The sequence below is a fragment of the Sphingomonas sp. Leaf34 genome (assembly GCF_001421805.1).
Lineage (GTDB): Bacteria > Pseudomonadota > Alphaproteobacteria > Sphingomonadales > Sphingomonadaceae > Sphingomonas.
This window is the reverse complement of record NZ_LMLC01000004.1, coordinates 315,013-339,837: the sequence shown is the minus strand read 5'-3', so window position 1 is coordinate 339,837 and position 24,825 is coordinate 315,013. Positions and strand designations below refer to the sequence as shown.

Genomic DNA, 24,825 nt, shown 5'->3' with positions numbered 1-24,825 from the left:
CCAGTGCAATCCTCCCCCGCCAGGGGGAGGTGGCACCGTAGGTGACGGAGGGGGCGGACACCGCACAGGCGTTGCCCTTTCCTCCCCCTCCGTCTGGCAAGGGCCAGACACCTCCCCCTGGCGGGGGAGGATTTCAATGGTCGATTCCTCGCCTACACTTACGGGATCAGGCGGTCCGCGCGCAGTTCGGCGAACAGGTTGAAGAACGCGTCGTCGGTGGGCTGGTATGCCGTGAACCCCAGACGGCGGCTCTTGCTCATGTCGGTGACGACCTCGATCGGCCGGCCAAGATCGGCATCGGTGTGCCAGGGCGAGGCAAGCCGCGACAGGTCCGCTTCCGCCAGGCCTTCACGCGCGGCGATCTCGCGCCAGAGGCCGGCATCGTCCTTCATCTGCTCCTCGAGCGTCAGGACGGTGCCGTCGAACGGCGCGGCCTCGATGCCGAACCAGTCGGCGATGCGGCCCCACATCCAGCTCCAGCGGAAGACGTCGCCATTGACGACGTTGAACGCCTCGTCGCGCGCCGCGGGCGTGGTCGCCGCCCAGAGCAGGTGGTCGGCGAGCTGCGTTGCGCTGGTCATGTCGGTGAGACCGTTCCATTGCGCGGCCGAACCGGGGAAGCGGAACGGGCGGCCGGTCTCGCGGCACAAGGTCGCATAGACCGCGAGCGTGGTGCCCATGTTCATCGCGTTGCCGACCGCCTTGCCGATGACCGTGTGCGGGCGGTGGACGCTCCAGCCAAAGCCGTCGCGCGCGGCCGCCTCGAACACCGCGTCTTCCTGCGCGTAGTAGAAATTCTCGACGTCGAGCCGGCCCTGCTCCTCGCGGAATGGGGTCTGCGGGAGCGTGCCCTTGCCGTACGCCTCGAACGGTCCGAGATAATGCTTGAGCCCGGTGACGAGCGCCACGTGGCGGACGCTGCCCGCGGGGCTGAGCGCGCAGAGCAGGTTGCGGACCATGCCGCCGTTGACGCGGATATTCTCCGCCTCGCTGTCCTGCCGCGACCAGGTGGCGATGAACACCGCGTCGGGCTTGAGCCCCGCGAGCGCCTTTTCGAGGCTGGCGGGATCCTGGAGATCCGCCGCGACCGGCTGGACGCCGTCCTGTTCGGTCGGGCGTCGCGCGAGGCCGTGGACGGTCCAGCCCGCCTTTACCAAGGCCGCTGCGGTCGCGCCGCCGACGATCCCGCTCGTTCCCACTACCAATGCCGTTTTGGCCATCTTCAACTCCATATCTGCGTGTTACCTGCCAGCTAGGCATCGGGGACGCAGGCTTCTAGAAGGCACCCATTGGGGACATAGGCACCGGAAGGTAACCAGATGCGCGGTTCGGCCGAAGAGGAATGGCGCGAGGATTGCGCGCCGCGGCGGACGCTCGAACTGTTCGCGACCAAGTGGACGAGCATGATCCTGCATACGCTGCACGTCCGCCACGACGGCCCGGTGCGGACCGGCGTGCTGCTGCGATCGATCCCCGGCATCTCGAAGAAGATGCTGACGCAGACGCTGCGCGAGATGGAGGCGTCGGGGCTGGTCGTCCGGCAGGTCCACGGCACGGTGCCACCCGCGGTCGACTATGCGCTGACGCCGCTGGGTGCGCGGTTCGTCGAGCCGGTCGAGCTGTTGTACGATTGGGGGCGCCGGAATGCCGATGCACTCGACGCGTTGCAGGCCAAGCCGACGTCCCGGCGCGCGCCATAACCCGGTTTGCGACCGGGCCGCGCTTGGCTATGGGGCGCGGATGACCGCATCGGATCTCCAGAGCCTGTTCGTCACCAACCTCGTCCGGTACAATAGCGGCGACCGGCGGCGGTGGCGGCTGATCGTCGGCGACGTGCGCGTGTATTCGATCGCAACGCACGCGCACTGCAACTGGGCGGTGACTCCGTTGGGCAGCGCGAGCGAGGTCGACGCGGTCGAGCGGCTGGCGGACCGGCTGCGCGAGGATCACCCCATCATCACTGCCGGCTGACGGCTTTTTATCCACGCAGGAGCGACACATGGCGAAGCAATATTGGGCGCAGATCATCGAACTCGACGAAGAGATGACACCTGCGACGATCCCTGGTGCGACCGATCACGAGGATGCCGCGGATTCGCTGGTTGCGGATTTCGTCGGCGCGATGGGTGGCGAGATCACCGAGGGCGCGGTACGCGTCTGGGTACAGGGCGGCGTCGAGAAGGTCTACGACTGGAAGGCCGATTTCACGATGCCCGATATGGACGAAATGGGCGACGAGGACGAGATGGAGGTCGAAGGCGAGATCGAGCTGACCGAGCGGGTTTGAGGGCAAACCACCGCTCCCGACCGAAACCGTAACACACGGCGCCCCATACCGACCCCGGCGAAGGCCGGGGCCCAAATGGGAAGGTCGGCGTAACAGAGCGCGGTCTTTCGTTCGCGATGTCCCCCAATTGGGCCCCGGCCTTCGCCGGGGTGGTGGTTGAGGCCAAAGCAGTCGTTACGAAGGCACCGTCTTCCCGGCCGGCGCCAGTTCATGCCACTGGTGATCGTCGTGAGCGAGCAGCGCATCCGCCGCCGCCGGGCCGAGCGTGCCGGCCGCATACGGCTCCGGCATCTTCTGGTCGGTCGCCCATAGGTCGAGGAACGGCTGCACCGCGGCCCAGCCCGCCTCGATCGCGTCGGCGCGCTGGAACAGCGTCTGATCGCCGACGAACAGATCGTAGATCAGCGATTCATAGCCGGTCAGATGGCCGATATCGAACGCGTCGGCGTAGCGGAAATCGAGCGCGATCGGCGCGGTTGCGACCTCGAGTCCAGGGCGCTTGATGTTGATATCCATCGCCAGCCCCTCGTCGGGCTGAATCTGGATGATCAGCCGGTTGGGCGGGAGCATGTCCGCGGCGGCGCCGGGGAACGAGGCGAAGGGCACCGGCTTGAAGGTGATCGCGATCTCGGTGTCGCGGCAGGTCATCGCCTTGCCGGTGCGCAGATAGAACGGCACGCCTGCCCAGCGCCACGTGTCGACCATCAGCTTGAGCGCGACATAGGTCTCCGTCGCGCTGTCGGGTGCGATGTCGGCGGTTGCGGTGTAGGCGGGGACAGCGTGATCCTGCACGGTCCCCGCGGTGTACTGCCCGCGAATACCGTTGTCCTTCGCCTGCGTGGGCGAATAGCGCCGTACGGCCTTGAGCACCTTGCCCTTTTCGTTGCGGATCGCCTCTGCGTCGAAGCTGGCGGGCGGCTCCATCGCGACCATGGCGAGGAGCTGAAACAGGTGATTGGGTACCATGTCGCGCAGTGCGCCGGTCGCGTCGTAGAATTTGCCGCGCGTGCCGACGTCGACGGTTTCCGCCGCGGTGATCTGGACGTGCGCGATGCAGTCCGAATTCCAGACGCGCTCGATCATCATGTTCGCAAAGCGCGCGGTCATGATGTTCTGGACGGTTTCCTTGCCGAGGAAATGGTCGATCCGGTAGACCTGCGCCTCGTCGATCTGCGAGAGGATCCGCGCGTTGAGCGCCTGCGCGGAGGCGAGGTCGTGGCCGAACGGCTTCTCGATCGCGATCCGGCGGAACGCGTCGGGCGCCTCCGTCATCAGCCCGTGCTCGGCGAGCTTATCAACGATATCGCCGAAGAACTTGGCCGGCACCGCGAAGTAAAAGGCGACGTTGCCGGTCACGCATGACTTGAGGCGCTCGTAGACGTCGTCGTGCGTGAAATCGCCCTGAAGATAGCGCACGCGATCCTTGAGCCGCGCCCAGGCGCCGCCCGTCTGACCCGCCCCCTCGCCGCCTTTCGCCTCGAAACTGCCGAGCGCTTCCCGGAGCGATTTGTCAGTCCCCTCGTCAATACCAACGCCGAGCACGTGGAAATCGTCACCGACCAGTCCTAACCGGGTCATGTTGACCAGCGCCGGCATTAGCAAGCGGCGGGTGAGATCGCCGAAGGCTCCGAAGATCACGAGTGTGGTGGGCGGCGCGGCCTTGACGGGTTTGCTCACGACGACGCCTCGGACATACTCGACCTTTCCACGATGGTTCCCCCAAACTGCGCAGCGCGCGCCGATGTTCCCTGATTGGCATATCCTGACGCGGGTCAGGTCGCCTTGAGAATGTTGTCGCCATAGCTGCGCGCATCGACTTCGGACCAGTCGAGTTCCTCCTGCAGGCGGCGATAGACGTCTTCGGCGATCTCGCCCGCATCGCGCATGCGGTGCAGCACAACACGCTGACGGGCGATCATCTGAAGATGGAGCTCGTCAAATTCAGAAGTCGCCTGCGGATCGACCGAATCAGCAATCACCTTGCTCGCCGCGCCGTAGCGAAAACGGAGCGCCTCCGCCGCCTCCCCTCCCCCAACCGGGAGGACCGCAAGCCCGGCATCGATGAGCTGCTTACGGGCCGGCGCGATCTCGTCGGCAAGGTCGGGATCTTCGCCCAAGTGAAGATGGCGGATCAGCGGGCCGAGCGTAAGCCCCTGGAGGACCAGCGTACCGATCACCACGCCGAATGCGGCCAGCACAATGAGGTCGCGACCGAGCACCGACCGCGGGAGCGCGAACGCAGTAGCCAGCGTCAACAGACCCCGCATGCCCGACCAGGAAAGGATGACCGACGCATTCCATGGCGGAGGCTCGGGCATCCAGGAGGGGGCATATCGACTGGCGATCGCGCCCTCGACGAAGCGCACGAAAAAAACCCACGCGATACGAGTCGCCAGGACCGTTGCGAGCACAACTGCAGCAAAACCGATCGCAGGCCAGCGCTCGGCGCTCGGCAGCCGGATCAGAATATCACGCGACTGCAGCCCCATCACTGCAAACGCGATGATATTGAGCAGCAGCACCGCCGCCGACCACACCGCGGCCCCCTGCAGCCGGTCGCGTGCGGGCTGGCCGATCGGACGACGCTGCGACACAATCATGCCGAACGTGACAACGCCGAGCACCGGCGAGATGTGCAGCCTTTCGGCGAGCAACCAGATTCCGAACGTCACCGCAAAATCGGCCAGGCTGGCGCCCAGCGTCCGCGCAAACAAAGGCGTAACGCGAAGATACGCCCACGCCGCCAGCGCGCCGAAAACAACCCCGCCTGGTATAGCTGCAGCAAGCGCAAGTGGGGTGACCGCGGTATTCGAATGCGTCGCGAACGCGCTTGCAAGCCCGAACAGCAACAATGCGGTTGCATCGTTGAGCAGGCTCTCACCCTGCAGCAGCAGCAGCCCGCGACGGGGGATGCCGACTTCGCCGAGCACGGCTTCGGACGCTGCCGCGTCAGGGGGGGCGACGATCGCCCCCAGTGCGAATGCGGCGGCGAGCGATAATCCGCCGAGCGTGACGCCGACCAGCGCGACCGTGGCGGTGGTGACGAGCACCGCGAATACGGCGAGCGACAGCAGCGGGAACCAAAACCGGCGAAGCGCGCGCGGGCTGGTGTTATAGCACGCGTAGAGCAACGCTGGCGCAATGAACAGCGCGAGCGCGAGATGTGGATCGACCGCGATCTTTGGCGCGAATGGCAGTAGCGCAAAGCCAAGCCCGGCCACGGCTAACAGGGTGGGATATGGGACGTTCAACTTGCGTGCTAGGACGAGCAGGACCAACGCGGCGAGCAGGATGACGTCAAGGGATTCTAATAGCTGCACCGGGGCGCAACGGTCGGCGCCTCGCTATGGGTCCGATCAGTGGCGCCGGAGACGAAGGAGTTCGCGCTCGACCTCCCCCGCAGGGAAAGGTGTCGCCGAAGGTGACGAAGGGGGAGGACACGGACAAGCATTTTGCCTTCCCTTCCCCTCCGTCTGGCAAACGCCAGCACCGTACCCTCCTGCCCGGGGAGGATCGTCAGGATCGCGTGACGTTCGTCCGTTCAAGATCCCGCCACTTCGCAACGGGTTCCAGCACGCTGGTTCCGGGCGTCACAACTCCGCGGATCTAAATCTTTCGATGGTGCGGCATCGTGGATCCCGGAACATGTCTGGCATGCCGAAGATGAGCGCCGATTTGGCCGTTCTGAACGGAGTGCCGATCGGCGCTTATCTAGTTTTACGGGCGCGGGGTTGAGGACAGGCTTGACGTAACACCGCCACCGAGCGCTCGGTAGAGCTCCACCGAGTTGCTGTCGCGCGTCAAGCGGGCGGCGAGGAGCGTCTGTTGCGCAGTGTAGAGCGAGCGTTGCGAATCAAGCGTCGTCAGGAACGTGTCGATCCCGGCGCGGAACCGCAATTCCGACAGCTTGAACGCGCCCGCCGCGTTGTCGCGAAGCGAGGTCTGCGCCTGCAATTGCGCGCCGATGGTGCCACGCCGCGCAAGGGCATCGGCGACTTCGCGGAAGCCTGTCTGGATGCTCTTCTCGTAGGTCGCGACTGCGGCGTCGCGAGTCGCCTGAGCGTAGCGCAGATTGCCCTTGTTCCTGCCGAAGTCGAACAGCGTCTGGCTGACCGATGGCGCGATCGACCAGTTTTGAGACCCATTCCCGAAAAGATTCGACAGTCCAAGGCTGATCGTGCCGAACGCGGCCGTCAGCGAGATGTTCGGGAAGAATGCCGCGCGCGCCGCGCCGATATTGGCGTTGGCGGCGATCAGTTGATGCTCGGCCGACGCGATGTCCGGACGGCGCAACAGCACCTCCGACGGCAGGTTGGCGGGCAGGTTCTCCAGCGTCGGGCTGGTCGTATCGAGCCGGGCCGGCAGCGAGTCGGCGGTCAGGGTCGTCCCCGCGAGCAGGTTCAGCGCGTTCTGGTCCTGCGCGATCAGTGTGGTCGCGTCGGCAATGTCCGAGCGGGCCTGATCGTAGCTAGTGCTGGCCTGGCGCACTTCGAGTTCGGATGCGATGCCGATCCGGAAGCGGTCCTGGGTCAGCTTGACGGTCTGGCCGAACGCACGCTCCGTATCGCGCGCGATCTTGAGGCGATCCTGGTCGGCGGCCATCGTCAGCCACTGTGTCGCGATCTCGGCGATCAGCGACACCTGGGCGGCGTTGCGATTTTCTTCCGCCGCGAAATACTGCTCCTGCTGCGCCTGGGTCAGGTTGCGGACGCGGCCGAACAGGTCGATCTGCCACGCCGAAATGCCGACGTTCGCCGAATAGATGTCGGCACGACCGCTCGAGACGACGCTGGACCCGGTCCCGCCAGTCCCGCCGCCGGTGCCAGTCCCGCCCGTGCCGGTTCCGCCAGTACCAGTACCAGTACCAGTACCGCCCGTTCCAGTGCCACCCGTCCCCGTGCCGCCGGTACCCGTACCGCCCGCAAGCCCGCTGCCGACCGCGCCGAACGGCGACTTCTGGTAGGTCGCGCTACCGCTAGCCGCGAGCGTCGGAAACAGGTTCGAGCGCTGGACGGTGTATTGCGCGCGCGCCTGCGCCACGTTGGCGACCGCGACGCGGAGATCGCGGTTGTTCTCCAGCGCGGTCCGGATCACCCGGCGCAGGCGGTCGTCGGTGAAGAACACCTCCCACGACGTATCCGCGGGCATGATCGCCCCCGCCGCATCGGTCGCTGCATACGCAGGACCGGTGGGCGTTGCCGTTGGCACCGACAATTCGGGACGGACGTATTTCGGGGCAAGGTTACACCCGGCGAGCGTCAGCCCGGTAGCGAACATGAGCGCTGTCTTGCGCGTAAGTATGGGAGCGAACATCTGGATCAGGCCTCCTGCGGCCGCTGGTCGTGGGGCGGATGACGGTTACCGTCATGGCCGTCGTCACGGTTATCGTCACGATTGCCGTCGTGGTCGGGCACCTGGTCACGGTCTTGGCCCGCGCCAGCCTTGTCCTGCTTGAAAACGCGTTTGACGAGGAGGAAGAACAGCGGGACGAAGAAGATCGCGAGGACGGTCGCGGACAGCATGCCGCCGACCACCGCCCAGCCGATCGCGTTCTGGCCGCCGGCACCGGCGCCGCTCGACAGCGCGAGCGGCAACACGCCGAAGATGAACGCGAACGACGTCATCAGGATCGGGCGAAGGCGAAGCTTGGCCGCCTCGACCGCGGCATCGGCCGCGTTCATCCCGTCGCCCATCTTCTCCTCGGCGAACTCGACGATCAGGATCGCGTTCTTCGCCGCCACGCCGATCGTCGTGATCAGCCCGACCTGAAGGTAGATGTCGTTGTTCAGCCCGAAGAGCATCGCCGCGCCGACCGCGCCCAGGACGCCGAGCGGCACCACCAGCAGGACGGCGATCGGGATCGACCAGCTCTCGTACAGTGCCGCGAGGCAGAGGAACACGATCAGCAGCGACAGCGCATAGACCGTGGTCGACTGGCCCGAGGACAGGTTTTCCTCGTAGCTGAGGCCAGTCCACTCATAGCCGATGCCGGGGGGAAGCTTGGCCGCCATCTCCTCCATCGCCTTGATCGCGGTGCCGCTGCTGACGCCCGGCGCCGGCGAACCCATGATCTCGAACGAGGCTACGCCGTTATACCGTTCGAGTCGTGAGGGCCCGTATTTCCACTCGGTCGTCGAGAAGGACGAGAATGGTGCCATCGCGTTGCTGGTCGTGCCGCGGACATAGAAGTTGCCGAGATCGGCAGGCGAGGTGCGGAACGGTGCGTCGGCCTGCACGAACACCTTCTTCACGCGACCGCGGTCGATGAAGTCGTTGATGTAGGCACCACCGAACGCGGTGCTGACGGTGGTGTTGATGTCCGCCTGGCTGAGGCCGAGTGCCCCCGCCTGCGCCTGGTCGACGTTCAGTTTCAGCTGAGGCGCATCCTCCAGGCCGTTCGGGCGGACCTGCATCAGGCGCTTGTCCTGGCTGGCCATGCCAAGCAGCATGTTGCGCGCCTCGAGCAGCTTCTCGTGACCGACGCCGGCATTGTCCTTCAGCATGAAGTCGAAGCCGTTGGCGTTGCCCAGTTCCTGCACGGCGGGCGGCACGAAGCCGATGACCATGCCGGCACGGATCCCGGCGAGCGCCTGGTTGGCGCGCCCGGCGACTGCGGCGACGGTGTTCTCCGCGCCCTCGCGATCTTCCCATGGCTTCAGCTGGATGAAGGCGATGCCGACATTTTGGCCCTGGCCGACGAAGCCGAAACCGCTGATCGTGAAGATGCCAGAAATGTTGGCCTTCTCGTCGATCAGGAAGTGATCGCGGACCTTGTCCATCGTCCGTGCGGTTTCCTCCATCGGGGTCCCCGCCGGCATCGAGACCTGCGCGAACATGACGCCCTGGTCCTCCTCGGGAAGGAAGCCCGACGGCAGGCGCAGGAAGATGAACGCCATCGCGACGACGATCACGGCATAGACCAGCATCGTGCGGACCCAGCCCTTCTCGACGCGGCGCAGGCCGTTGCCGTATTTCCCGACGCCCTGGTCGAACGTGCGGTTGAACCAGCCGAAAAAGCCCTTCTTCTCGCCATGCCCGTCCTTGGCGGGCTTCAGGATCGTCGCGCAGAGCGCGGGCGTGAGGATCAACGCAACCAGCACCGAGAGCGCCATCGACGACACGATGGTGATCGAGAACTGGCGGAAGATCACGCCGGTCGAGCCGCTGAAGAACGCCATTGGCAGGAACACGGCGGACAGGACGAGGCCGATGCCGACCAGCGCGCCGCTGATCTCGTCCATCGACTTCTTGGCGGCTTCCTTGGGGCTCAGCCCCTCCTCCTGGATCAGGCGTTCGACGTTCTCGACGACGACGATAGCGTCATCGACGAGCAGACCGATCGCCAGCACCATGCCGAACAAAGTCAGCGTGTTGATCGTGAACCCCGCCGCATACAGCACGGCAAGCGAGCCGAGCAGCACGACCGGGACCGCGATCGTCGGGATCAACGTGGCACGGAAGTTCTGAAGGAACAGGAACATCACGAGGAAGACGAGGACGATCGCCTCGATCAGCGTGTGGATGACCTGCTCGACCGACAGCCGCACGAACGTCGAATTGTCGATCGGGTAGGCGACCTTGACGTCGGACGGGAACTGCTTGGCGATCCGGTCGACCTCGGCCTTGACCAGCTTGACGGTATCGAGCGCGTTGGCGCCCGGTGCCAGCTTCACGCCGAAACCTGCCGCCTGCTTGCCGTTGTAGCGGGCCTGGAAGGAGTAATTTTCCGAGCCCATCTCGACACGGGCGACGTCCGACAGGCGCACGGTCGCGCCGCTGGTCGCCGAGCGGACGATGATCGCGCGGAACTGTTCAGGGGTCTGGAGACGCGTCTGCGCGGTCACGGTGGCGTTGAGCGACTGGCCCTTCACCGCCGGCAGACTGCCGACCTGACCCGCCGAGACCTGCGCGTTCTGCGCGGTCAGCGCCGTGGTAATGTCGGTGACGGTGACGCCGAGGTTCGACATCTTGAACGGATCGACCCAGATCCGCATCGAATATTGCGCGCCGAACACCTGGGTGTCGCCGACGCCCTTGATGCGACTCAGCGGATCCTGGAGCTTCGAGGCGATCATGTCGCCGAGATCGACCTGGTCGTGCGCGCCATTCTCGGAATAGGCGGCGATGACGAGGAGGAAGTTGGCGGTCGCCTTGGTCACGCGCAGACCGGCCTGCTGCACTTCCTGCGGCAGGAGCGGAGTCGCCTGTTGCAGCTTGTTCTGCACCTGGACCTGCGCGATGTCGGGATCGGTGCCCTGCTCGAAGGTGAGCGTGATCGCGAGGTTGCCCGAGCCGTCCGACGTCGAGGCGAAGTAGCGAAGGTTGTCGATCCCCTTCATCTGCTGCTCGATGATCTGCGTCGTCGTGTTCTCAAGCGTCTGTGCGTCGGCGCCCGGATAGGACGTCGCGACCGTCACCTTGGGGGCGGCGATCTCAGGGAACTGCGCGATCGGCAGCGAGCGGATCGCGAGGATGCCCGCCATCATCAGGATGATCGCGATGACCCACGCGAAGATGGGTCGATCGATGAAATAGCGTGACATGGGCGGTTACTTCCCGGCCTGCGTGGTGCCGGAGGCGGGCGCGCCGCCGGTGCCGGGTGCCTTGCCGACCTGCTGCGGGGCAGCGGGCTTAACGGTCGCGCCGGGCCGCAGGTTCAGCAGGCCCTCGACGATCAGCTTGTCGCCGGGCTTCAGGCCGCTGGTGACGATCCACTTGTCGCCGATCACGCGGTCGGTGGTGACGGTACGCTGCTCGACCTTGTTCTGCGCGTTGACGACCAAAGCGGTCGCGCCGCCGCGCGGATCGCGCGTGATGCCCGCGGTGGGCGCCATGATCGCCTGGCGACGCGTGCCCTCGACCAGCTTTGCACGGACATACATGCCCGGCAGCAACAGGCCGTTGGGGTTGGGGAAGCTCGCGCGCAGCGTGACCGCGCCGGTGGTCTGGTCGACGGTGACTTCGGCGAACTGGAGGCGCCCCTCGATCGGGTAGGTCGTGCCATTCGGAAGGATGAGCTGGACGCGCGCGCTGCCGTCGCCGCGCGTCACGCCGCCGCTTGCCATCGCCTGTTTGAGATCGAGCAGCTGCGCGGCGGACTGCACGACGTCGACATAGACGGTATTGGTGCGCTGGATCGTCGCGAGCGGATCGGTCTGCCCGGTCTGGACGAGCGCGCCGACGGTCACCAGCGATCGGCCGATACGGCCCGAGATCGGCGCCTTGATCCGCGTGAATCCGAGATTGACGCGCGCGGCCTGGACCGCAGCCTGCTGCGCTGCAACATTGGCGCGGGCCTGTTGCGCGGCCGCGGTGGCGTTGTCCGCCTCCTGCTTGCTGACCGCGTTCAGCGCGACGAGCTGGCCGTAGCGCTGCGCCTGGAGCCGGGTCGCGTTGATCTGCGACTGGGCCGCGCCGAGCTGCCCCTGCGCGCTGGCGAGCGCCGCGCGATAGGGCGCGTCCTCGATCGCGTAGAGAACCTGGCCCTTGCTGACCATCGCACCCTCGGTGAACAGCCGGTCGCGGACGACGCCATTGACTTGCGGACGGACTTCGGACGTCTCCACCGCGGCGATCCGACCGGGCAGTTCGGAGGTGAGGACGACCGATTCCTCGGCGACGTTGACGACGCCGACGGTCGGCGTGGGCGGCGGCGGGGGCGCCTGCTCCTTGCTGCACGCCGTCATCAGTGCCAGCGCGGCGAAAGCCACCGTTCCCTTGAGATTCAATCGCTGCATGTTGAGCATCCCGACGTCCGTGCAGATAGGTATTACCGGAATGAACGTTCATTCCGCTTGCTTGCCCGCTAGGATTGTGCGAGCGGCCGGTCAACCAAAAAACGCGTTGAGGATCTGATTTTGAGTGCAGTGCAACATGAGATGGGGAGCCGCGAGCGTATCGTCGCCGCAGCCCGTCACCTGTTTGCGACCCAAGGGTTTCATCAGACTCCGATGTCCGAACTTGCGGTCGCAGCGGGCGTCTCGGTCGGCCAGATCTATCGTTTGTTCACGGGCAAGAATGCGGTGATCCAGGCGATCGTGATGGAAGACGCCGCGGCCAAGATGGCCGAGTTGCAGACGATGAACGACTTGGTGAAATCCGGGAGACTGTCGATCGAGGAGGGGTTCGTCGAACTGGCGCGGCGCGCGCTGTCCAAGGGAGACGAGGCGTTGTCGTTCGAGATCATGGCCGAGGCGCACCGAAACGCCGACGTTGCCGACACGATCGCCGACCTGTGTCGCGGATTTCGACATTTGATCCGCGAATTGGCGTGCGTCGCCAATCCAGCGCTGCACGAAAATGAGCTCGAGGGCGCAGAGGAGCTGATCCTCGCGTTCATGTTCGGCCTCGGTCATCGCACGCTGTCACGGCCGAGATTGTCCGAGGACGAGACCGCGCGCCTGACCGGCCGGATGATCCTGGCCGCGGTGCGCGCACTTTAGTTCCGGGCTAGTCCCGGCGTTTGGGGACGGTCATTTGCCGCGTACCAAATGCGGGCTGCAATGCGGGCCCGATTGCGGGTGGGGCGATCGATCCTACATTGCCCCTGCCCCGCCAAGCGCGCGGCGGAACCCGGCTAGGAAGCGACATGACCAAGACCGTTCTCATCACCGGCGCCACGTCGGGCATCGGTGAAGCCGCTGCGCATGCGTTTGCGGCGGCGGGATGGCGCGTGATCGCGACCGGTCGTCGCAAGGACCGTCTCGATGCGCTGGTCGCGGCGCTGGGCGCCGACACGGTCCATCCCGCGGCCTTCGACGTGTGTGACGAAGACGCACGCGATGCCGCGCTCGAGGCGCTGCCCGACGCGTTTCGCGCTATCGACCTGCTGATCAACAATGCCGGACTGGCGCTGGGCACCAAGCCCGCCGACCAGGCCAATGTCGACCAGTGGAAGACGATGATCGCTACCAACGTCACCGCGCTGGTGTCGCTGACGCACAAGCTGCTGCCGGGGCTGATCGCGCGGAAGGGGGCGGTCATCAACCTGTCCTCGGTCGCCGCCACCTACCCCTATACCGGCGGCAATGTGTATGGCGGCACCAAGGCGTTCGTCGAGCAGTTCTCGCTGGGGCTGCGATCGGACCTGCATGGCAAGGGCGTTCGCGTCACGTCGATCGAGCCCGGCATGATCGCAACCGAGTTCACGCTGGTCCGCACCGACGGTGACCAGGCGGCGTCCGACGCGCTGTATGCCGGCGCCGAACCGATGACCGGCGCCGACCTTGCCGCGACGCTGCTGTGGATCGCCGAGCTGCCGGCGCATCTCAACATCAACCGGCTCGAGATCATGCCGGTCAGCCAGTCGTTCGCCGGGTTCCAGGTCGCCCGCACGGGGTGACGGCGGCGGATACAACCGAACTGGCCGTGACGTATTTCTACAATTACCGCCTCATCCCGACCGGGCGGCAGGCCGCTATCTTACGGGAGTTGCTACACTTTCTCCATCGATCGGCGAGACGAGCGATTATCGCCCTGCGTGGACGAACCAACGCTTAACTATCATGATCCTATCGAACGCCATGAGCCACCCGCCAATGCCCCTCCAAGATACATCGCAAGGTGAATCGGTAGCGACCTCGCCGGAGCGTGCGCCGGACGGCTTGCCCTGCGCGCGGGCGATGCTCGACCTGCTGCCGGGGCTGGTCGCCTATTTCGACCGCGACCTTCGCTATCGCTATGCCAACGCGACCTATGCGGCATGGCGGGGCATTGCGCCCGAGCGGATCGTCGGCCGGCATTGCCGTGAGATCGTCGGTGAGGGCAATTATCCGACGGTCGTGCCGAAGTTGCGCGCTGCATTGGACGGCACGCCCGTCACCTATGAATATACGCTGTTCGACGGCGGCAACGCACGCCGCGTCCAGGGCAGCTATGTCCCGGATATCGATGCCGCCGGAGTCGTCCGCGGTATCGTCGTCCTGGTCACCGACATCAGCGTCCGGAAGGATCTGGAAGACAAGATCGTCGAGAACGAGCAGATGTTCAACGATGCGTTCGAGCATGCACCGATCGGGATTGCGGTCGCCGATCGCCAGGGTCGGATGGAGCGCGTCAATGCGGCGTTTGCGACGATGCTGGGCCTGTCGGTCGACGCCCTTGCCGGCCGGGACTTCTCGTCGATCACGCATCCCGACGATCGTGCCGCGGGCGACGCGTTGTGGCGCGACGTGATCGCGGGCACGCGCGACGACTATCGGCTCGAGAAACGCTATGTCCATCGCAGCGGTACGCCTGTCCATGTCGCGCTTGCGGTCTCTGCGGTCCGCAGCGCGGCGGGCGATCTGGTCCGGCTGATCGTCCAGATCGAGGACATCACCGAACGCCGCCGCGCGGATCACGCGCTCCAGGAGATCAACGCCCGCCTGACGCTGGCGATGGAGGCCGTGCGGGGCGGATTCTGGCATATCGACGTCGAGTCCCAGAAGTTCGAGACATCGCCCAGCTTCACGCGCTTCGTGAAGGGCCCCGATGCGCCCGGGTCGATCGACCTCGATGCCTATGGCGAATATATCGCGCCGGCGAACCGCGACGCCGCGTCGGTGCAGAGCTTGCTCGACGGCGAGATCGACGAGGCTTCGGTCGAATACGAGTTATCGACGATCAACGGGCCGCGGTGGATGCGGTGCGATCGCAAGCTGTTGCGCGCGACCGATGGCAGTCCGCTGCGGATCGTCGGCGTCACGATCGACATTTCGGAAGATCGCGAACGCCAGTTGCGTGCCGTCAACGCCGCCGAGACCGACCCGCTGACCGGGTTGCTCAATCGTCGCGGTCTCGAGCAACGCCTTGCGCAGACCGCCACGGGTGTCTCGATCGGGGTCATCGCGATCGACCTCGATCGGTTCAAGGCGATCAACGACCACTTTGGGCACAGCGTCGGTGACACCGTGCTCGTCGAAGTGGCGCGGCGTCTGCACGACGTGGTGCGGACCAGCGATCATCTGGCCAGGCTGGGGGGGGACGAATTCGCGGTGCTGCTACCCGATGCCGACGATGCCCGCCTCGCCGTCGTTGCCGATCGGATCGACCGCGCGCTCGGCCAGCGGCTGACCAGCAACGGGCTGAGCCTGCCGATCAGCGGCAGTGTCGGTGCCGTCCTGATGACCGGGTCGACGTCATCGCCGGTCCAGAGCTTTGCGATCGCATGGCGACAGGCGGATGCCGCGCTTTACGCGGCCAAACGGAGCCGGAAGCTGCAGCATATCCGGATAGCCTAACAGAGGTTTCAACCGATTTGGTATACATTCACACTCACTTAAGTTATAGTGGTGCACGACAGCCCTATGACCGAACCCGTCTCCGAAGCGGCGCGACTCGACGCCCTCAGACAGCTCGGCATCCTCGACTCCGCGCCCAGCGAGAGTTTCGACCGGATCACCCGGATGGCGAGCCAGATCTTCGGATTGCCGGTTTCCGCGATATCGCTGACCGATCAGGACCGCCAATGGTTCAAGTCGCGGGTCGGCGTGACCGATACTCAGCTTGGCCGCGACGGTGCGCCATGTGCCGAGGTCGCCGAGACCACGCAGGCGCTGGTGATTCCGGACCTGCTCGCCGATCCGGTCTATGCCGATAGTCAGCTCGCCGCGCGCGGCACGCGGTTCTACGCCGGGGCACCGTTGACGACGCGCGACGGATATGGCCTTGGCGCGCTGTGCGTGCTGGGCACCGAACCGCGCACGGTAACCGCAGCCGAAATGACCGCGTTGCGCGATCTGGCGGCGATGACGATGGCGCAGATCGAGCTGCAGCATGCCTTTGGCCGGATCGATCCGATCAGCGGCCTTCCCAACCGTCAGCAGTTTCTCGACGACCTCGACGATCTCACGCGCGATCATGCCGGTGAACGGCGCCTGCTCGTGATGTTCGATCTCGCGCGGACCGATCAGATCGACACGATGACGCGCGTCCTAGGATCCGAATACGTCGTCCAGATGGTCAGGACGGCCGCGCTGCAACTCCGCAAGGCGCTCCCGCAGACGCGCCGCGCCTATCACGTCGCCGCGACGCAGATGGTCTTCTTCGCCGAGCCCGATGTCGACGACGCCGCCTATGTCGACAAACTGACGCGCGAGATCGCGCACTGCAGCGCCAAGTCATCGATGCGGTTCGCGACCACCGGAGCGGTCGGCGTGGCGCCGATCATATTGGGGACCGTGGAGCCGCAGGACGTCCTCCGCTTTGCCCACGGCGCGGCCCAGGACGCACGGACGATCGAGGAAACGGTATGCTTCTTCTCGTCGGCGAACGACACCGCGCATCGCCGTCGGTTCGCGCTGCTGCACGACTTCGAGGCGGCGCTCGCGGCGGACGATCAATTGCGGCTCGTCTATCAACCCCGCGTCGAGCTGCTGCAGCGGCGGTGCCTGGGCGCCGAAGTGCTGCTGCGCTGGGTGCATCCGGTGCTCGGCGACGTGTCGCCGGCCGAGTTCATCCCGCTGATCGAACAGACGTCGCACGCCAAACCGCTGACCCAGTGGGTCGTGGATCGCGCGCTGGATCAGCTCGTCGGCTGGATCGCCGAGGGGTTCGCCGGGACCCTTTCGGTCAACCTGTCCGCCAACAATCTCGAAGAGCCCGATTTTGCCGCACGCATCGAGCAGCTCCTGCGCAAACACCGTATTCCCGCCGATCGGATCGAGCTGGAGATCACCGAGAGTGCGATCATGCGCAACGTCGCCCAGGCGCGCGAACAGCTCGCGGCGCTGCGTGCCGCCGGGATCCGGCTTGCGATCGACGATTTCGGCACCGGCTACAGCAGCCTGGCCTACCTCCAGCAATTGCCCGTCGACGTCGTCAAGATCGACCAGAGCTTCATGCGCAATCTCGGTGCGGCGGCCAACGGCACCGACGAACAGACCCTCGTTCGGACGATGATCGGACTGTCGCATGACCTCGGCTTCCGCGTCGTCGCCGAGGGCGTCGAGACCGAGGCCGCCGCGACCTGCCTGACCGCGATGGCCTGCGACGAAGCGCAAGGCTTCCTGTTTGCGCGCCCCATGGAAGCAAGCGGCTTCATCGCATGGTACACGGCGCACACCGATCCGGCGGAAACGCCGCGCGCTGCCGCCTGATCGTCCGCGACAGCCCAGGTCGGAACCCGATCATGTCGGTGATGAACAGATAGCCCCGGCCGTGCACCGTGCGGATGGTCTGGTTCGATCGAAGTCCGCCAGCGTGCGCCGAAACCGGCCGATATCGCCGTCGATCATACGGTCCTTCGACGCGGCATCGGCACGCCCCGCCACCGCCATCATGCCCGCGCGGTGATGGATCCCGCATGGCGATGCGGGACGAAGGGGTCCCTGATCCGGACGTCGCTTTTGGTCAGCGACACGACCTCGCCGCCGGCCGCCTGCCACGACCGCATCCGGCAGATCGGTTCGCCAAAGATGTCGCGGTGGAACGAACGCGGTGCGTGGTGACCGAGCGCGCAGTCGATCGATGGCACCGGCTGGCGCCGCACGACGCTCCCCCTCATAGTCCGGGGCGGGACGTGAACCACTATCCCGTTCGCAATATTTCAGCTCGGGTCCGCAGCGATCGGCGTACCCGGGCGTTCGTCAGTCTCTGAAAACCCCGGCGCCGACCCGCGCCTTTGCCGGAGCCGACCATGGCCGAAAGCGAACTCGTCACCTTCTCGAACGTGCAGCTCAGGCCCGACCCCTCGCGGACCGTCATCCGGCCATTCAACATCGGGTATCCCGGGCCCTTCCAGGTGGAGGGGCACTCGCGGGTCGCACGGGTGATCGACCGCGTACTCTCGCTGACGCCCGACGAACTCCATGCCGAGCGCCAACGGGTCATGGTATCGCTCGACGAGCGCCACCGCGACGTCGACGACCTGTTGCTGCACCGGTTCGGGGTGATCATGGCCGATCTCGACGAACCGCGGGCGATCAATCGCGATCAACAATTGCTGATCGGCGCCTATCTGAGCGGGGAATATTCGTTCGAGGCCGCCGCACTGTTCAACCCCAGCATGGTGCTGGATCCCGACCAAGCCGGCGCGCCCGAGAACGGGGTGCGGTTCATCCTATCGCTGCGCGGGATCGGCGAGGGGCATGTCTCGTCGGTCACCTTCCGCACCGGCAGCTGGTCGCCGGCGGATGGCTTTTCGATCGATCCCGCCAGCCAGACCGCGGTGCCGCCGCGGATCGAGCCGTCGGATCAGGGCGCGACCGATGGCGGTCCGACCCGGCTGCAATGCGGCAACAGCCGCGAGCTGTCTGAAACCGTGATCTTCCCGATCCTGCCGAGCCAGCGCCAGGGAATCGAGGATCTGCGTCTGGTCCGGTTCGAGGATGCCGGCGAGGTCCAGTATCTCGGCACCTATACCGCGTTCAGCGGCTCGGAGACGCGCTGCGAACTGCTGCGCGGCGAGGACTTCAAGACGTTCGAGATGCAGCCGATGCGGGGAACCGTAGCGGGCACCAAGGGGATGGCGCTGTTCCCGCGCAAGATCGATGGCCGCTATGCGATGCTCGGGCGGCAGGACAACGAGAATATCTGGTATCTGACCTCGGACGATCTGCTGACATGGAACGGCGGCACCAAGATCATCGAGCCGAAATGGCCGTGGGAATTTATCCAGATGGGCAATTGCGGCTCACCGATCGAGATCGACGAGGGTTGGCTGGTGCTGACGCACGGCGTCGGCAGCGTCCGCAATTACTGCGTCGGCGCCTGCCTGCTCGACAAGGCCGACCCGACCAAGCTGCTCGCGCGGATGACCGACCCGCTGATCGTGCCCAGTCCCACGGAGCGCGACGGCTATGTCCCGAACGTCGTCTACAGCTGCGGCGGGATCGTCCACGACCGCACGTTGCTGCTGCCGTTCGGCGTCGCGGACAATTTCGCGTCGTTCGCGACGGTGGATGTGGGCCGGTTGCTTGCCGCGATGGCCTGAGCGCTGATCCTCCCCCGCCAGGGGGCGGTGGCTCGCACCTTGCCGGACGAAGGGCAGGACACGCGACGCAGGTTGCCTTACCTCCCCCTCCATCAGGCTACGCCTGCCACCTCTCCCTGGCGGGGGAGGATCGTTTGGCCGGCGATGGGCAGGTCAGACGACGCGGGCTGCGCCCGCGAAATCCTCCGCGGCAACCACATCGATCTGGCGGTCGATACCGCGCGTCAGCCCTGCCGGGACGGTCACCGTGAAGCCACGCGCGATCAGGCCTTCGATGGCCCAGCGGACGCAATAATCCGCCGCGACGCCGATCACCGTGACGTCCGTGACACCCTTCGCGGCCAGCGCGGCAAAGAATGCTTCGCGCGGAAACACCGGCGTACCCGCATCGCGCGCGTCCTCGATGCCGAGCCCCGGTTCGGCCCACATATCGAACACCCCCTTCTCGATCCGCCACGCCGGTACCGCCGGGTCGGCCAGCGCGACGTCGAGCATGTTGTCCCAGCCTTGCGTGCCGCGAACGCAGTGGATCGGAAACATCTGCGCTTCCGGCGACGCCGCATAGGTCTCGCGGAAATGCGTGTCGAACGTGAACAAAACGCCCGTCGTGTCGTCAGGCCGCAAGGACGACAGCCACGCCCGCATCGGCGCGACCAACGCCGCCGCCCCCGCTACGCTCAGCGCGCCCCCCTCGGCCATGAAATCCCACTGCGTATCCACCACCACCACGAACCGCGTCATCGTCCGTCTCCTTTGCGCGCTGCTTGACACACTCCCCGCATCTCGGACACCCGCAACCCCCAAGCAACGCAGGAGCCCGCGCGCATGGCCGTGACCGATATCGCCACCCGGACGTACAATCACAATTTCCGGCTCGATCCGATCGTGCGCAGCCTGCTCGATACCGATTTCTACAAGCTGCTGATGTTGCAGATGATCCGGCAGGTCTACCCCGACGTCAGCGCAACCTTCGCGCTGATCAACCGGACCAAGACCGTGCGCCTCTCCGAGATCGTCGACGAAGCCGAACTGCGCGCGCAGCTCGATCACGCGCGGACGCTCAGGTTCGCCAAGAAGGAGCTGATCTGGCTCGCGGGCAACAGCTTCTACGGCAAGCAGAAGATGTTCGGCCCTGAGTTCCTCGCCTGGCTCGCCGACTTCCAGCTGCCGGCGTACGACCTGCGCAAGGTCGACGGCCAGTATGAGCTGCATTTCGACGGCCCCTGGGCGCATACGACGATGTGGGAGATCCCCGCGCTCACGATCATCAACGAACTCAAATCGCGTGCCGCCCTACGCGACCGGGGGCGTTTCGCGCTCGATATCGTCTATGCGCGCGCCAAGGCCAAGCTGTGGGAGAAGGTCGAGCGGCTACGCGATCTGCCCGATCTCGTCCTGTCGGATTTCGGTACGCGGCGGCGGCACGGCTTCCTGTGGCAGCGCTGGTGCGTCGAGGCGCTCAAGGAAGGGCTTGGCGACCGGTTCATCGGCACGTCGAACGTGCTGCTGGCGATGGACGCGGACCTCGAGGCGATCGGCACCAATGCGCACGAACTGCCGATGGTGACCGCCGCGCTGGCCGACAGCGACGCCGAACTCGCCGAGGCACCGTACCGCGTGCTCGAGCATTGGCGGCGACATTATAACGGCAACCTACTGATCGCGCTGCCCGACGCGTTCGGCACGACCGCGTTCCTGCGCAACGCGCCACACTGGCTGTCGGAGTGGACGGGTTTCCGCCCCGACAGCGCCCCGCCGATCGCGGGCGGCGAGCAGATCATCCGCTGGTGGGAAGAGCAGGGCGTCGATCCGAAGACCAAGCTGCTGATCTTTTCCGATGGCATGGACATCGACACGATCGAGCAGACCTATCGTCATTTCCACGGGCGCGTGCGGATGAGCTTTGGCTGGGGGACCAATCTCACCAACGACTTCCGCGGCTGCGATCCCGATGGCGCGGCGGCGCTGGAGCCGATCTCGCTCGTGTGCAAGGTAATCGAGGCGAACGGGCGCCCGGCGGTGAAATTGTCGGATAATCCGGCCAAGGCGACCGGCGAACCCGCGGAAATCGCTCGCTACCTGCGTGTCTTCGGGGAAGCGGACCGGGCGGCGGCCCCGGTGCTCGTCTGACCCACGCCGTGTCCTAGGCGCAACACGGCTGGCATTTTTCGCAACAAAATTGTCCTAATGCGCAATCGTCGCTTGCTTCGTTACGCCTCCGAGTCATCATTCGCACACATAAGATAATCGAGCGGATGTTTGTCGGGGCACGAACAAGGGGGAAGCGTTCATGCGTGGGATCAAGACGTTCAACAGCGCGGGTAAATATGCCGGCGCCAGCGGTTTGGCATTGGCGGCGATGCTCGCGGCGATGCCGGCCTTCGCACAGGCGGTGACGACGCCGGCCACCGATGGCGTCCAGGTCGCCGACGCGACCATCGATCAGCCGGGTGGGGACGAGATCGTCGTGACCGGATCGCGCATTCGCCGCAGTCCGCTCGACCAGCCCTCGCCGGTCGTCACGGTCGATGCGCAATCGATCCAGCGGACGGGGCTTTCGTCGGTTGCCGACGTGCTTCAGCGGCTGCCGAGCGCGGCCGGCGGGCTCAATTCGAAGGTCAATAATTCGGGCAATATCGGCAATCCGCCCGATGGCGGCGGCGTCGGTGCCGGGTCGGCCGAGATCGATCTGCGCTACCTCACGGCCAAACGGACGCTGGTGCTGGTGGACGGCCTGCGCTTCGTCAACGGTGCTTCGGCCAGCGGCATCCCCTCGACGGTCGATCTGAACACGATCCAGGTCGGCTCGATCGAGCGGATCGAAATACTCCAGTCGGGGCAGTCGCCGCTCTACGGCTCCGATGCACTGGCCGGCGTCGTCAACATCATCACGAAGTCGCAGCAGAAGGGCCTCAAGGCGTCCGCGCAGTTCGGCACGTTCCGCCAGGGCGACGGGCACACGCAGGACTATAACGTCAGCTATGGCATCCAGGCGCCGCGGACGAGCGTGGTGTTCGGCGGCAGCTACGTGAAGCAGGAGGCAGTCCGGACGCGCGATCGCTCGATCTCGCAATTCCCCAATCCCGGCCAAACGTCGTGCAGCGATCCGATCGGCGGGTGTTCCGGCGCGACGCCAACCGGATTCTTCCAGGTCGGCGGGCGGAACCTGACGCTGAAATCGGCCCCGATTGCCGGACGGCCCCGCTACGACGCCGCCAATCCGACCGGCCCGAACAGCGACTTCAAGGAGTTCACCGCTGCCGACCGCTTCAACTTCGCGCCGTTCAACTATTTCCTGACCCCGTCCGAACGTTACGGCTTCTTCGTCAGCGCGAAACAGGAACTCACCGATACCGTGAACCTGCGGGTCAAACTGAACTACACGCGTCGCAATTCGCAGAACCAAGCCGCGTTTTTGCCGCTGGTGATCGGGCCCGATGCGGGCAACGGCAATCTGCTCGACACGATCTCGGTCGATGCGACGAACCCGTTCAACCCGTTCGGCTACACGCTGTCGGCAGGCGGCGCGGGTAACGGTCCGGCCAATTATTCGACGGTCCGCCGTCGCCTGGTCGAGGCGGGACAGCGCACCTATTCGCAGACGGTCGACACGATGTCGGCGACCGCGACGCTGGACGGGTCGTTCCATGTCGGCGAACGCAAATTCTACTGGGACGTCAACGCGGTCCTTGGCTTCAACGATGCCAAGCAGCTGTTTACCGGCAACATCAACGCCGCCAATCTCGCCCAGGCGCTGGGTCCGGTCGCGAACTGCACCGGCGCATGCGTGCCGTTCAACATCTTCGGTGGCGCGGGTTCGGTCACGCCGGCCATGCTCGGCTTCATTGCGTTCGACGAGCGTGCGCGCAGTTCTCAGAGCCTCGAGGACTACACCGCCAATATCTCCGGCGAACTGTTCGACCTGCCCGCGGGCCCGGTCGGCCTCGCCGCCGGTTATGAGCACCGCGTGCAATATGGCAGCTTCACGCCAGATCCGATCATTGCCGCCGGGCTCGGCGCCGACATCCCTGCACAGCCCGCGCGCGGGCATTTCAATTCGGACGAAGTCTATGCCGAGTTGCGCGTACCGCTGATCCACAACACGCCGCTCATCCAATCGCTCGAGATCGGCGGTGCGGTGCGGCATTCGAACTATTCGATCAGCGGCAGCAACACGACCTATACCGGCAGCGGCCTGTGGAAGCCGTTCAGCGACCTGCTGTTGCGCGCATCCTATGCGCAGGGGTTCCGCGCGCCGAGCATCGGCGAATTGTTCGGCGCGGAATCGCGATCGGACGCGTCGATCGACGATCCCTGCACCAACGTCGCCGGATCGCCCTATCAGTCATCCGCGACCGTCCGCACCAACTGCACCGCCAACGGCGTTCCGGCCAACGGCAGCTATCAGGAGCCGAATGGCGGCCAGCTCAGCGTCCTGACCGGCGGCAACAAGGCACTGAAACCCGAGACGTCGCGGACATGGCTGTTCGGCGCGGTGTATGCCCCAAGCTGGGCGCGGACCAGCGGGATCGCCAGCCAGTTCAGCATCGAGGGCAATTACTACGACATCAAGGTCGACGACGCGATCGCCGCGACCGATGCGACGCTGACGCTCAGCCGTTGCGCGCAGGCCGCGGATGCGCTCAGCTGCGCGGCGATCACCCGGACGCCCAACGGTCTGATCTCGCGCATCAATGCCCAGTTGCAGAATATCGGCGGCATCCGCACGCGCGGCGTCGACGTGACGGCGATCTATCGCTCGCCGCAGACCTCGGCGGGGACGTTCGGGCTTTCGCTCAACGGCAACATCCTGCTGAAATACGCCGAGAGCTTCCCGGCGACGGTCGGCTTCACCACCACCAACTACCAGGGCACGACGCGCGGCTCGCCCGAGCAATCCTATCCGAAGTTCAAGGGCAACGCGGTCGTCGACTGGGACATCGGCGCGGCGCGCGCCTCGTTCACCGCCCGCTACATCAAGAGCGTGAAGGAAGCCGACGGCAAGACGCTCGACAACACCTTCTACGGCGATGTGCAGCTGACGCTCGCGCCGGGCTGGCTGGAGAACCAGCTGGGGCTGACGATCGGCGTGAACAACGTCTTCAACCAGGACCCGCCTGCCTGCTTCAGCTGCACCGGGCCAAACTACGATCCGACCACCTACGATGTGCCGGGCCAATTCGGGTATATCCGCCTGTCATGGGGGCTTTGATCTGAGCCGTCGTTAGCCGTGATAGCGTCCTCGATAATCCTCCCCCGCCAAGGGGATGGATTATCGAGATGCCTCAGTTCTCGACCAGCTTCATCAGGCGCCGTTCCACCGGGGCCAGCACCGGACCCAGATCATGCCCGCGCTTCACGACAGCGCCGCCTTCGCCGATGAGCGCCCACATGCCCTGCTTGTTGCGCAAGGCGGGTCGTTTCTCGATCCGGAACTCGGGCCGTTCGGCGGCGCGGCGGAACGCTGCGAACACCGCGGCGTCCTTCCCGAGATCAATCGCATAGTCGCGCCAGTGGCCCGCTGCGACCATCCGGCCGTAGAGATCGAGAATCCGATTGAGTTCGAGGCGTTCGAAGCCGACCTGCGTCGCCTTGGACGGTATCGGGAACGGCACGACGCCCATCA

Annotated in this window: 19 protein-coding genes; 10 read left to right on the top strand and 9 right to left on the bottom strand. The window is 65.6% G+C overall.

The annotated features are described in order from the left end of the window. Positions 1 to 158: 158 nt before the first annotated feature. Positions 159 to 1,220 carry an SDR family oxidoreductase gene (locus ASF00_RS13040; RefSeq protein ID WP_055880516.1) on the bottom strand — a complete coding sequence of 354 codons (1,062 nt, stop codon included), beginning with the start codon at positions 1,218 to 1,220 and terminating at the stop codon, positions 159 to 161. A 99-nt stretch (positions 1,221 to 1,319) separates the two neighbouring features. Between ASF00_RS13040 and ASF00_RS13035 the strand changes: the two genes are divergently transcribed. From ASF00_RS13035 to ASF00_RS13025, 3 genes are read left to right on the top strand one after another with little or no spacing between them, the layout of a single operon-like run. Continuing rightward, positions 1,320 to 1,700, top strand: a complete 381-nt coding sequence (locus tag ASF00_RS13035; protein ID WP_055879753.1) for a winged helix-turn-helix transcriptional regulator — start codon at positions 1,320 to 1,322, stop codon at positions 1,698 to 1,700. A 40-nt stretch (positions 1,701 to 1,740) separates the two neighbouring features. After that, positions 1,741 to 1,971 carry a hypothetical protein gene (locus ASF00_RS13030; RefSeq protein WP_055879749.1) on the top strand — a complete coding sequence of 77 codons (231 nt, stop codon included), beginning with the start codon at positions 1,741 to 1,743 and terminating at the stop codon, positions 1,969 to 1,971. A 28-nt stretch (positions 1,972 to 1,999) separates the two neighbouring features. Next, positions 2,000 to 2,287 (top strand): hypothetical protein, encoded by a 288-nt coding sequence (locus ASF00_RS13025; RefSeq protein ID WP_055879746.1) that lies wholly within the window; start codon positions 2,000 to 2,002, stop codon positions 2,285 to 2,287. Positions 2,288 to 2,461: 174 nt separating this feature from the next. Here the strand turns inward: ASF00_RS13025 and zwf are convergent, their stop codons facing one another. The 5 genes from zwf to ASF00_RS13000 form a co-directional block, all read right to left on the bottom strand. Next, positions 2,462 to 3,964, bottom strand: a complete 1,503-nt coding sequence (gene zwf / locus ASF00_RS13020) for a glucose-6-phosphate dehydrogenase (protein ID WP_055879742.1) — start codon at positions 3,962 to 3,964, stop codon at positions 2,462 to 2,464. Positions 3,965 to 4,059: 95 nt separating this feature from the next. Beyond that, the gene (locus ASF00_RS13015) at positions 4,060 to 5,607 is read right to left on the bottom strand and encodes a cation:proton antiporter (protein WP_082463418.1); all 1,548 of its coding nucleotides are present in this window, start codon (positions 5,605 to 5,607) and stop codon (positions 4,060 to 4,062) included. A gap of 397 nt (positions 5,608 to 6,004) precedes the next feature. Then, positions 6,005 to 7,564, bottom strand: a complete 1,560-nt coding sequence (locus ASF00_RS13010) for an efflux transporter outer membrane subunit (protein ID WP_055879734.1) — start codon at positions 7,562 to 7,564, stop codon at positions 6,005 to 6,007. Positions 7,565 to 7,605: 41 nt separating this feature from the next. Further along, on the bottom strand, positions 7,606 to 10,830 hold the full coding sequence (locus ASF00_RS13005) for an efflux RND transporter permease subunit (RefSeq protein ID WP_055879731.1): 3,225 nt from the start codon (positions 10,828 to 10,830) through the stop codon (positions 7,606 to 7,608). Between the two features lie 6 nt (positions 10,831 to 10,836). Next, positions 10,837 to 12,024, bottom strand: a complete 1,188-nt coding sequence (locus ASF00_RS13000) for an efflux RND transporter periplasmic adaptor subunit (protein ID WP_055880513.1) — start codon at positions 12,022 to 12,024, stop codon at positions 10,837 to 10,839. Positions 12,025 to 12,165: 141 nt separating this feature from the next. On the opposite strand from ASF00_RS13000, the gene ASF00_RS12995 reads away from it, so the two are divergent. The 4 genes from ASF00_RS12995 to ASF00_RS12980 all read left to right on the top strand — a co-directional run bounded on the left by ASF00_RS12995 (position 12,166) and on the right by ASF00_RS12980 (position 17,364). Then, positions 12,166 to 12,729: a TetR/AcrR family transcriptional regulator gene (locus tag ASF00_RS12995; RefSeq protein ID WP_327196364.1), complete on the top strand. Its 564-nt coding sequence runs from the start codon at positions 12,166 to 12,168 to the stop codon at positions 12,727 to 12,729. Positions 12,730 to 12,875: 146 nt separating this feature from the next. Next, positions 12,876 to 13,628, top strand: a complete 753-nt coding sequence (locus ASF00_RS12990) for an SDR family NAD(P)-dependent oxidoreductase (RefSeq protein ID WP_055879723.1) — start codon at positions 12,876 to 12,878, stop codon at positions 13,626 to 13,628. Positions 13,629 to 13,809: 181 nt separating this feature from the next. After that, positions 13,810 to 15,507, top strand: a complete 1,698-nt coding sequence (locus ASF00_RS12985; RefSeq protein ID WP_162233585.1) for a sensor domain-containing protein — start codon at positions 13,810 to 13,812, stop codon at positions 15,505 to 15,507. 66 nt (positions 15,508 to 15,573) lie between these two features. After that, the gene (locus tag ASF00_RS12980) at positions 15,574 to 17,364 is read left to right on the top strand and encodes a putative bifunctional diguanylate cyclase/phosphodiesterase (protein WP_055879717.1); all 1,791 of its coding nucleotides are present in this window, start codon (positions 15,574 to 15,576) and stop codon (positions 17,362 to 17,364) included. A gap of 179 nt (positions 17,365 to 17,543) precedes the next feature. Here ASF00_RS12980 and ASF00_RS12975 read toward each other — a convergent pair whose 3' ends face one another. After that, complete coding sequence (locus ASF00_RS12975; protein ID WP_055879715.1) at positions 17,544 to 17,756, bottom strand: hypothetical protein; 213 nt, start codon at positions 17,754 to 17,756, stop codon at positions 17,544 to 17,546. A gap of 147 nt (positions 17,757 to 17,903) precedes the next feature. Between ASF00_RS12975 and ASF00_RS12970 the strand changes: the two genes are divergently transcribed. Next, positions 17,904 to 19,199, top strand: coding sequence for a glycoside hydrolase family 130 protein (locus ASF00_RS12970; protein WP_055879711.1), 1,296 nt, complete (start codon positions 17,904 to 17,906; stop codon positions 19,197 to 19,199). 153 nt (positions 19,200 to 19,352) lie between these two features. Here the strand turns inward: ASF00_RS12970 and ASF00_RS12965 are convergent, their stop codons facing one another. After that, positions 19,353 to 19,940: a cysteine hydrolase family protein gene (locus ASF00_RS12965; RefSeq protein WP_055879707.1), complete on the bottom strand. Its 588-nt coding sequence runs from the start codon at positions 19,938 to 19,940 to the stop codon at positions 19,353 to 19,355. Between the two features lie 84 nt (positions 19,941 to 20,024). Here ASF00_RS12965 and pncB point away from each other — a divergent pair, with 84 nt between their 5' ends. Together pncB and ASF00_RS12955 are read left to right on the top strand one after the other, a co-directional pair. Next, positions 20,025 to 21,329 (top strand): nicotinate phosphoribosyltransferase, encoded by a 1,305-nt coding sequence (pncB, locus tag ASF00_RS12960; RefSeq protein WP_055879704.1) that lies wholly within the window; start codon positions 20,025 to 20,027, stop codon positions 21,327 to 21,329. A gap of 160 nt (positions 21,330 to 21,489) precedes the next feature. Continuing rightward, on the top strand, positions 21,490 to 24,411 hold the full coding sequence (locus tag ASF00_RS12955; protein WP_082463416.1) for a TonB-dependent receptor plug domain-containing protein: 2,922 nt from the start codon (positions 21,490 to 21,492) through the stop codon (positions 24,409 to 24,411). Positions 24,412 to 24,484: 73 nt separating this feature from the next. Here the strand turns inward: ASF00_RS12955 and ASF00_RS12950 are convergent, their stop codons facing one another. Then, positions 24,485 to 24,823 (bottom strand): DUF2794 domain-containing protein, encoded by a 339-nt coding sequence (locus tag ASF00_RS12950; protein ID WP_055879701.1) that lies wholly within the window; start codon positions 24,821 to 24,823, stop codon positions 24,485 to 24,487. Between the last annotated feature and the right edge of the window lie 2 nt (positions 24,824 to 24,825).

Bases quoted from the DNA above. Each gene is read 5' to 3' on its own strand.
- ASF00_RS13030 (WP_055879749.1), top strand. From the start codon at position 1,741: ATGACCGCATCGGATCTCCAGAGCCTGTTCGTCACCAACCTCGTCCGG.
- ASF00_RS12990 (WP_055879723.1), top strand. From the start codon at position 12,876: ATGACCAAGACCGTTCTCATCACCGGCGCCACGTCGGGCATCGGTGAA.
- ASF00_RS13005 (WP_055879731.1), bottom strand. From the start codon at position 10,830: ATGTCACGCTATTTCATCGATCGACCCATCTTCGCGTGGGTCATCGCG.
- ASF00_RS12950 (WP_055879701.1), bottom strand. From the start codon at position 24,823: ATGGGCGTCGTGCCGTTCCCGATACCGTCCAAGGCGACGCAGGTCGGC.
- pncB (WP_055879704.1), top strand. From the start codon at position 20,025: ATGGCCGTGACCGATATCGCCACCCGGACGTACAATCACAATTTCCGG.
- ASF00_RS13040 (WP_055880516.1), bottom strand. From the start codon at position 1,220: ATGGCCAAAACGGCATTGGTAGTGGGAACGAGCGGGATCGTCGGCGGC.
- ASF00_RS13000 (WP_055880513.1), bottom strand. From the start codon at position 12,024: ATGCAGCGATTGAATCTCAAGGGAACGGTGGCTTTCGCCGCGCTGGCA.
- ASF00_RS13010 (WP_055879734.1), bottom strand. From the start codon at position 7,564: ATGTTCGCTACCGGGCTGACGCTCGCCGGGTGTAACCTTGCCCCGAAA.
- ASF00_RS12995 (WP_327196364.1), top strand. From the start codon at position 12,166: ATGGGGAGCCGCGAGCGTATCGTCGCCGCAGCCCGTCACCTGTTTGCG.
- ASF00_RS12970 (WP_055879711.1), top strand. From the start codon at position 17,904: ATGGCCGAAAGCGAACTCGTCACCTTCTCGAACGTGCAGCTCAGGCCC.
- ASF00_RS12965 (WP_055879707.1), bottom strand. From the start codon at position 19,940: ATGACGCGGTTCGTGGTGGTGGTGGATACGCAGTGGGATTTCATGGCC.
- ASF00_RS12955 (WP_082463416.1), top strand. From the start codon at position 21,490: ATGCGTGGGATCAAGACGTTCAACAGCGCGGGTAAATATGCCGGCGCC.
- ASF00_RS13025 (WP_055879746.1), top strand. From the start codon at position 2,000: ATGGCGAAGCAATATTGGGCGCAGATCATCGAACTCGACGAAGAGATG.
- ASF00_RS12985 (WP_162233585.1), top strand. From the start codon at position 13,810: ATGAGCCACCCGCCAATGCCCCTCCAAGATACATCGCAAGGTGAATCG.
- ASF00_RS12980 (WP_055879717.1), top strand. From the start codon at position 15,574: ATGACCGAACCCGTCTCCGAAGCGGCGCGACTCGACGCCCTCAGACAG.
- ASF00_RS13035 (WP_055879753.1), top strand. From the start codon at position 1,320: ATGCGCGGTTCGGCCGAAGAGGAATGGCGCGAGGATTGCGCGCCGCGG.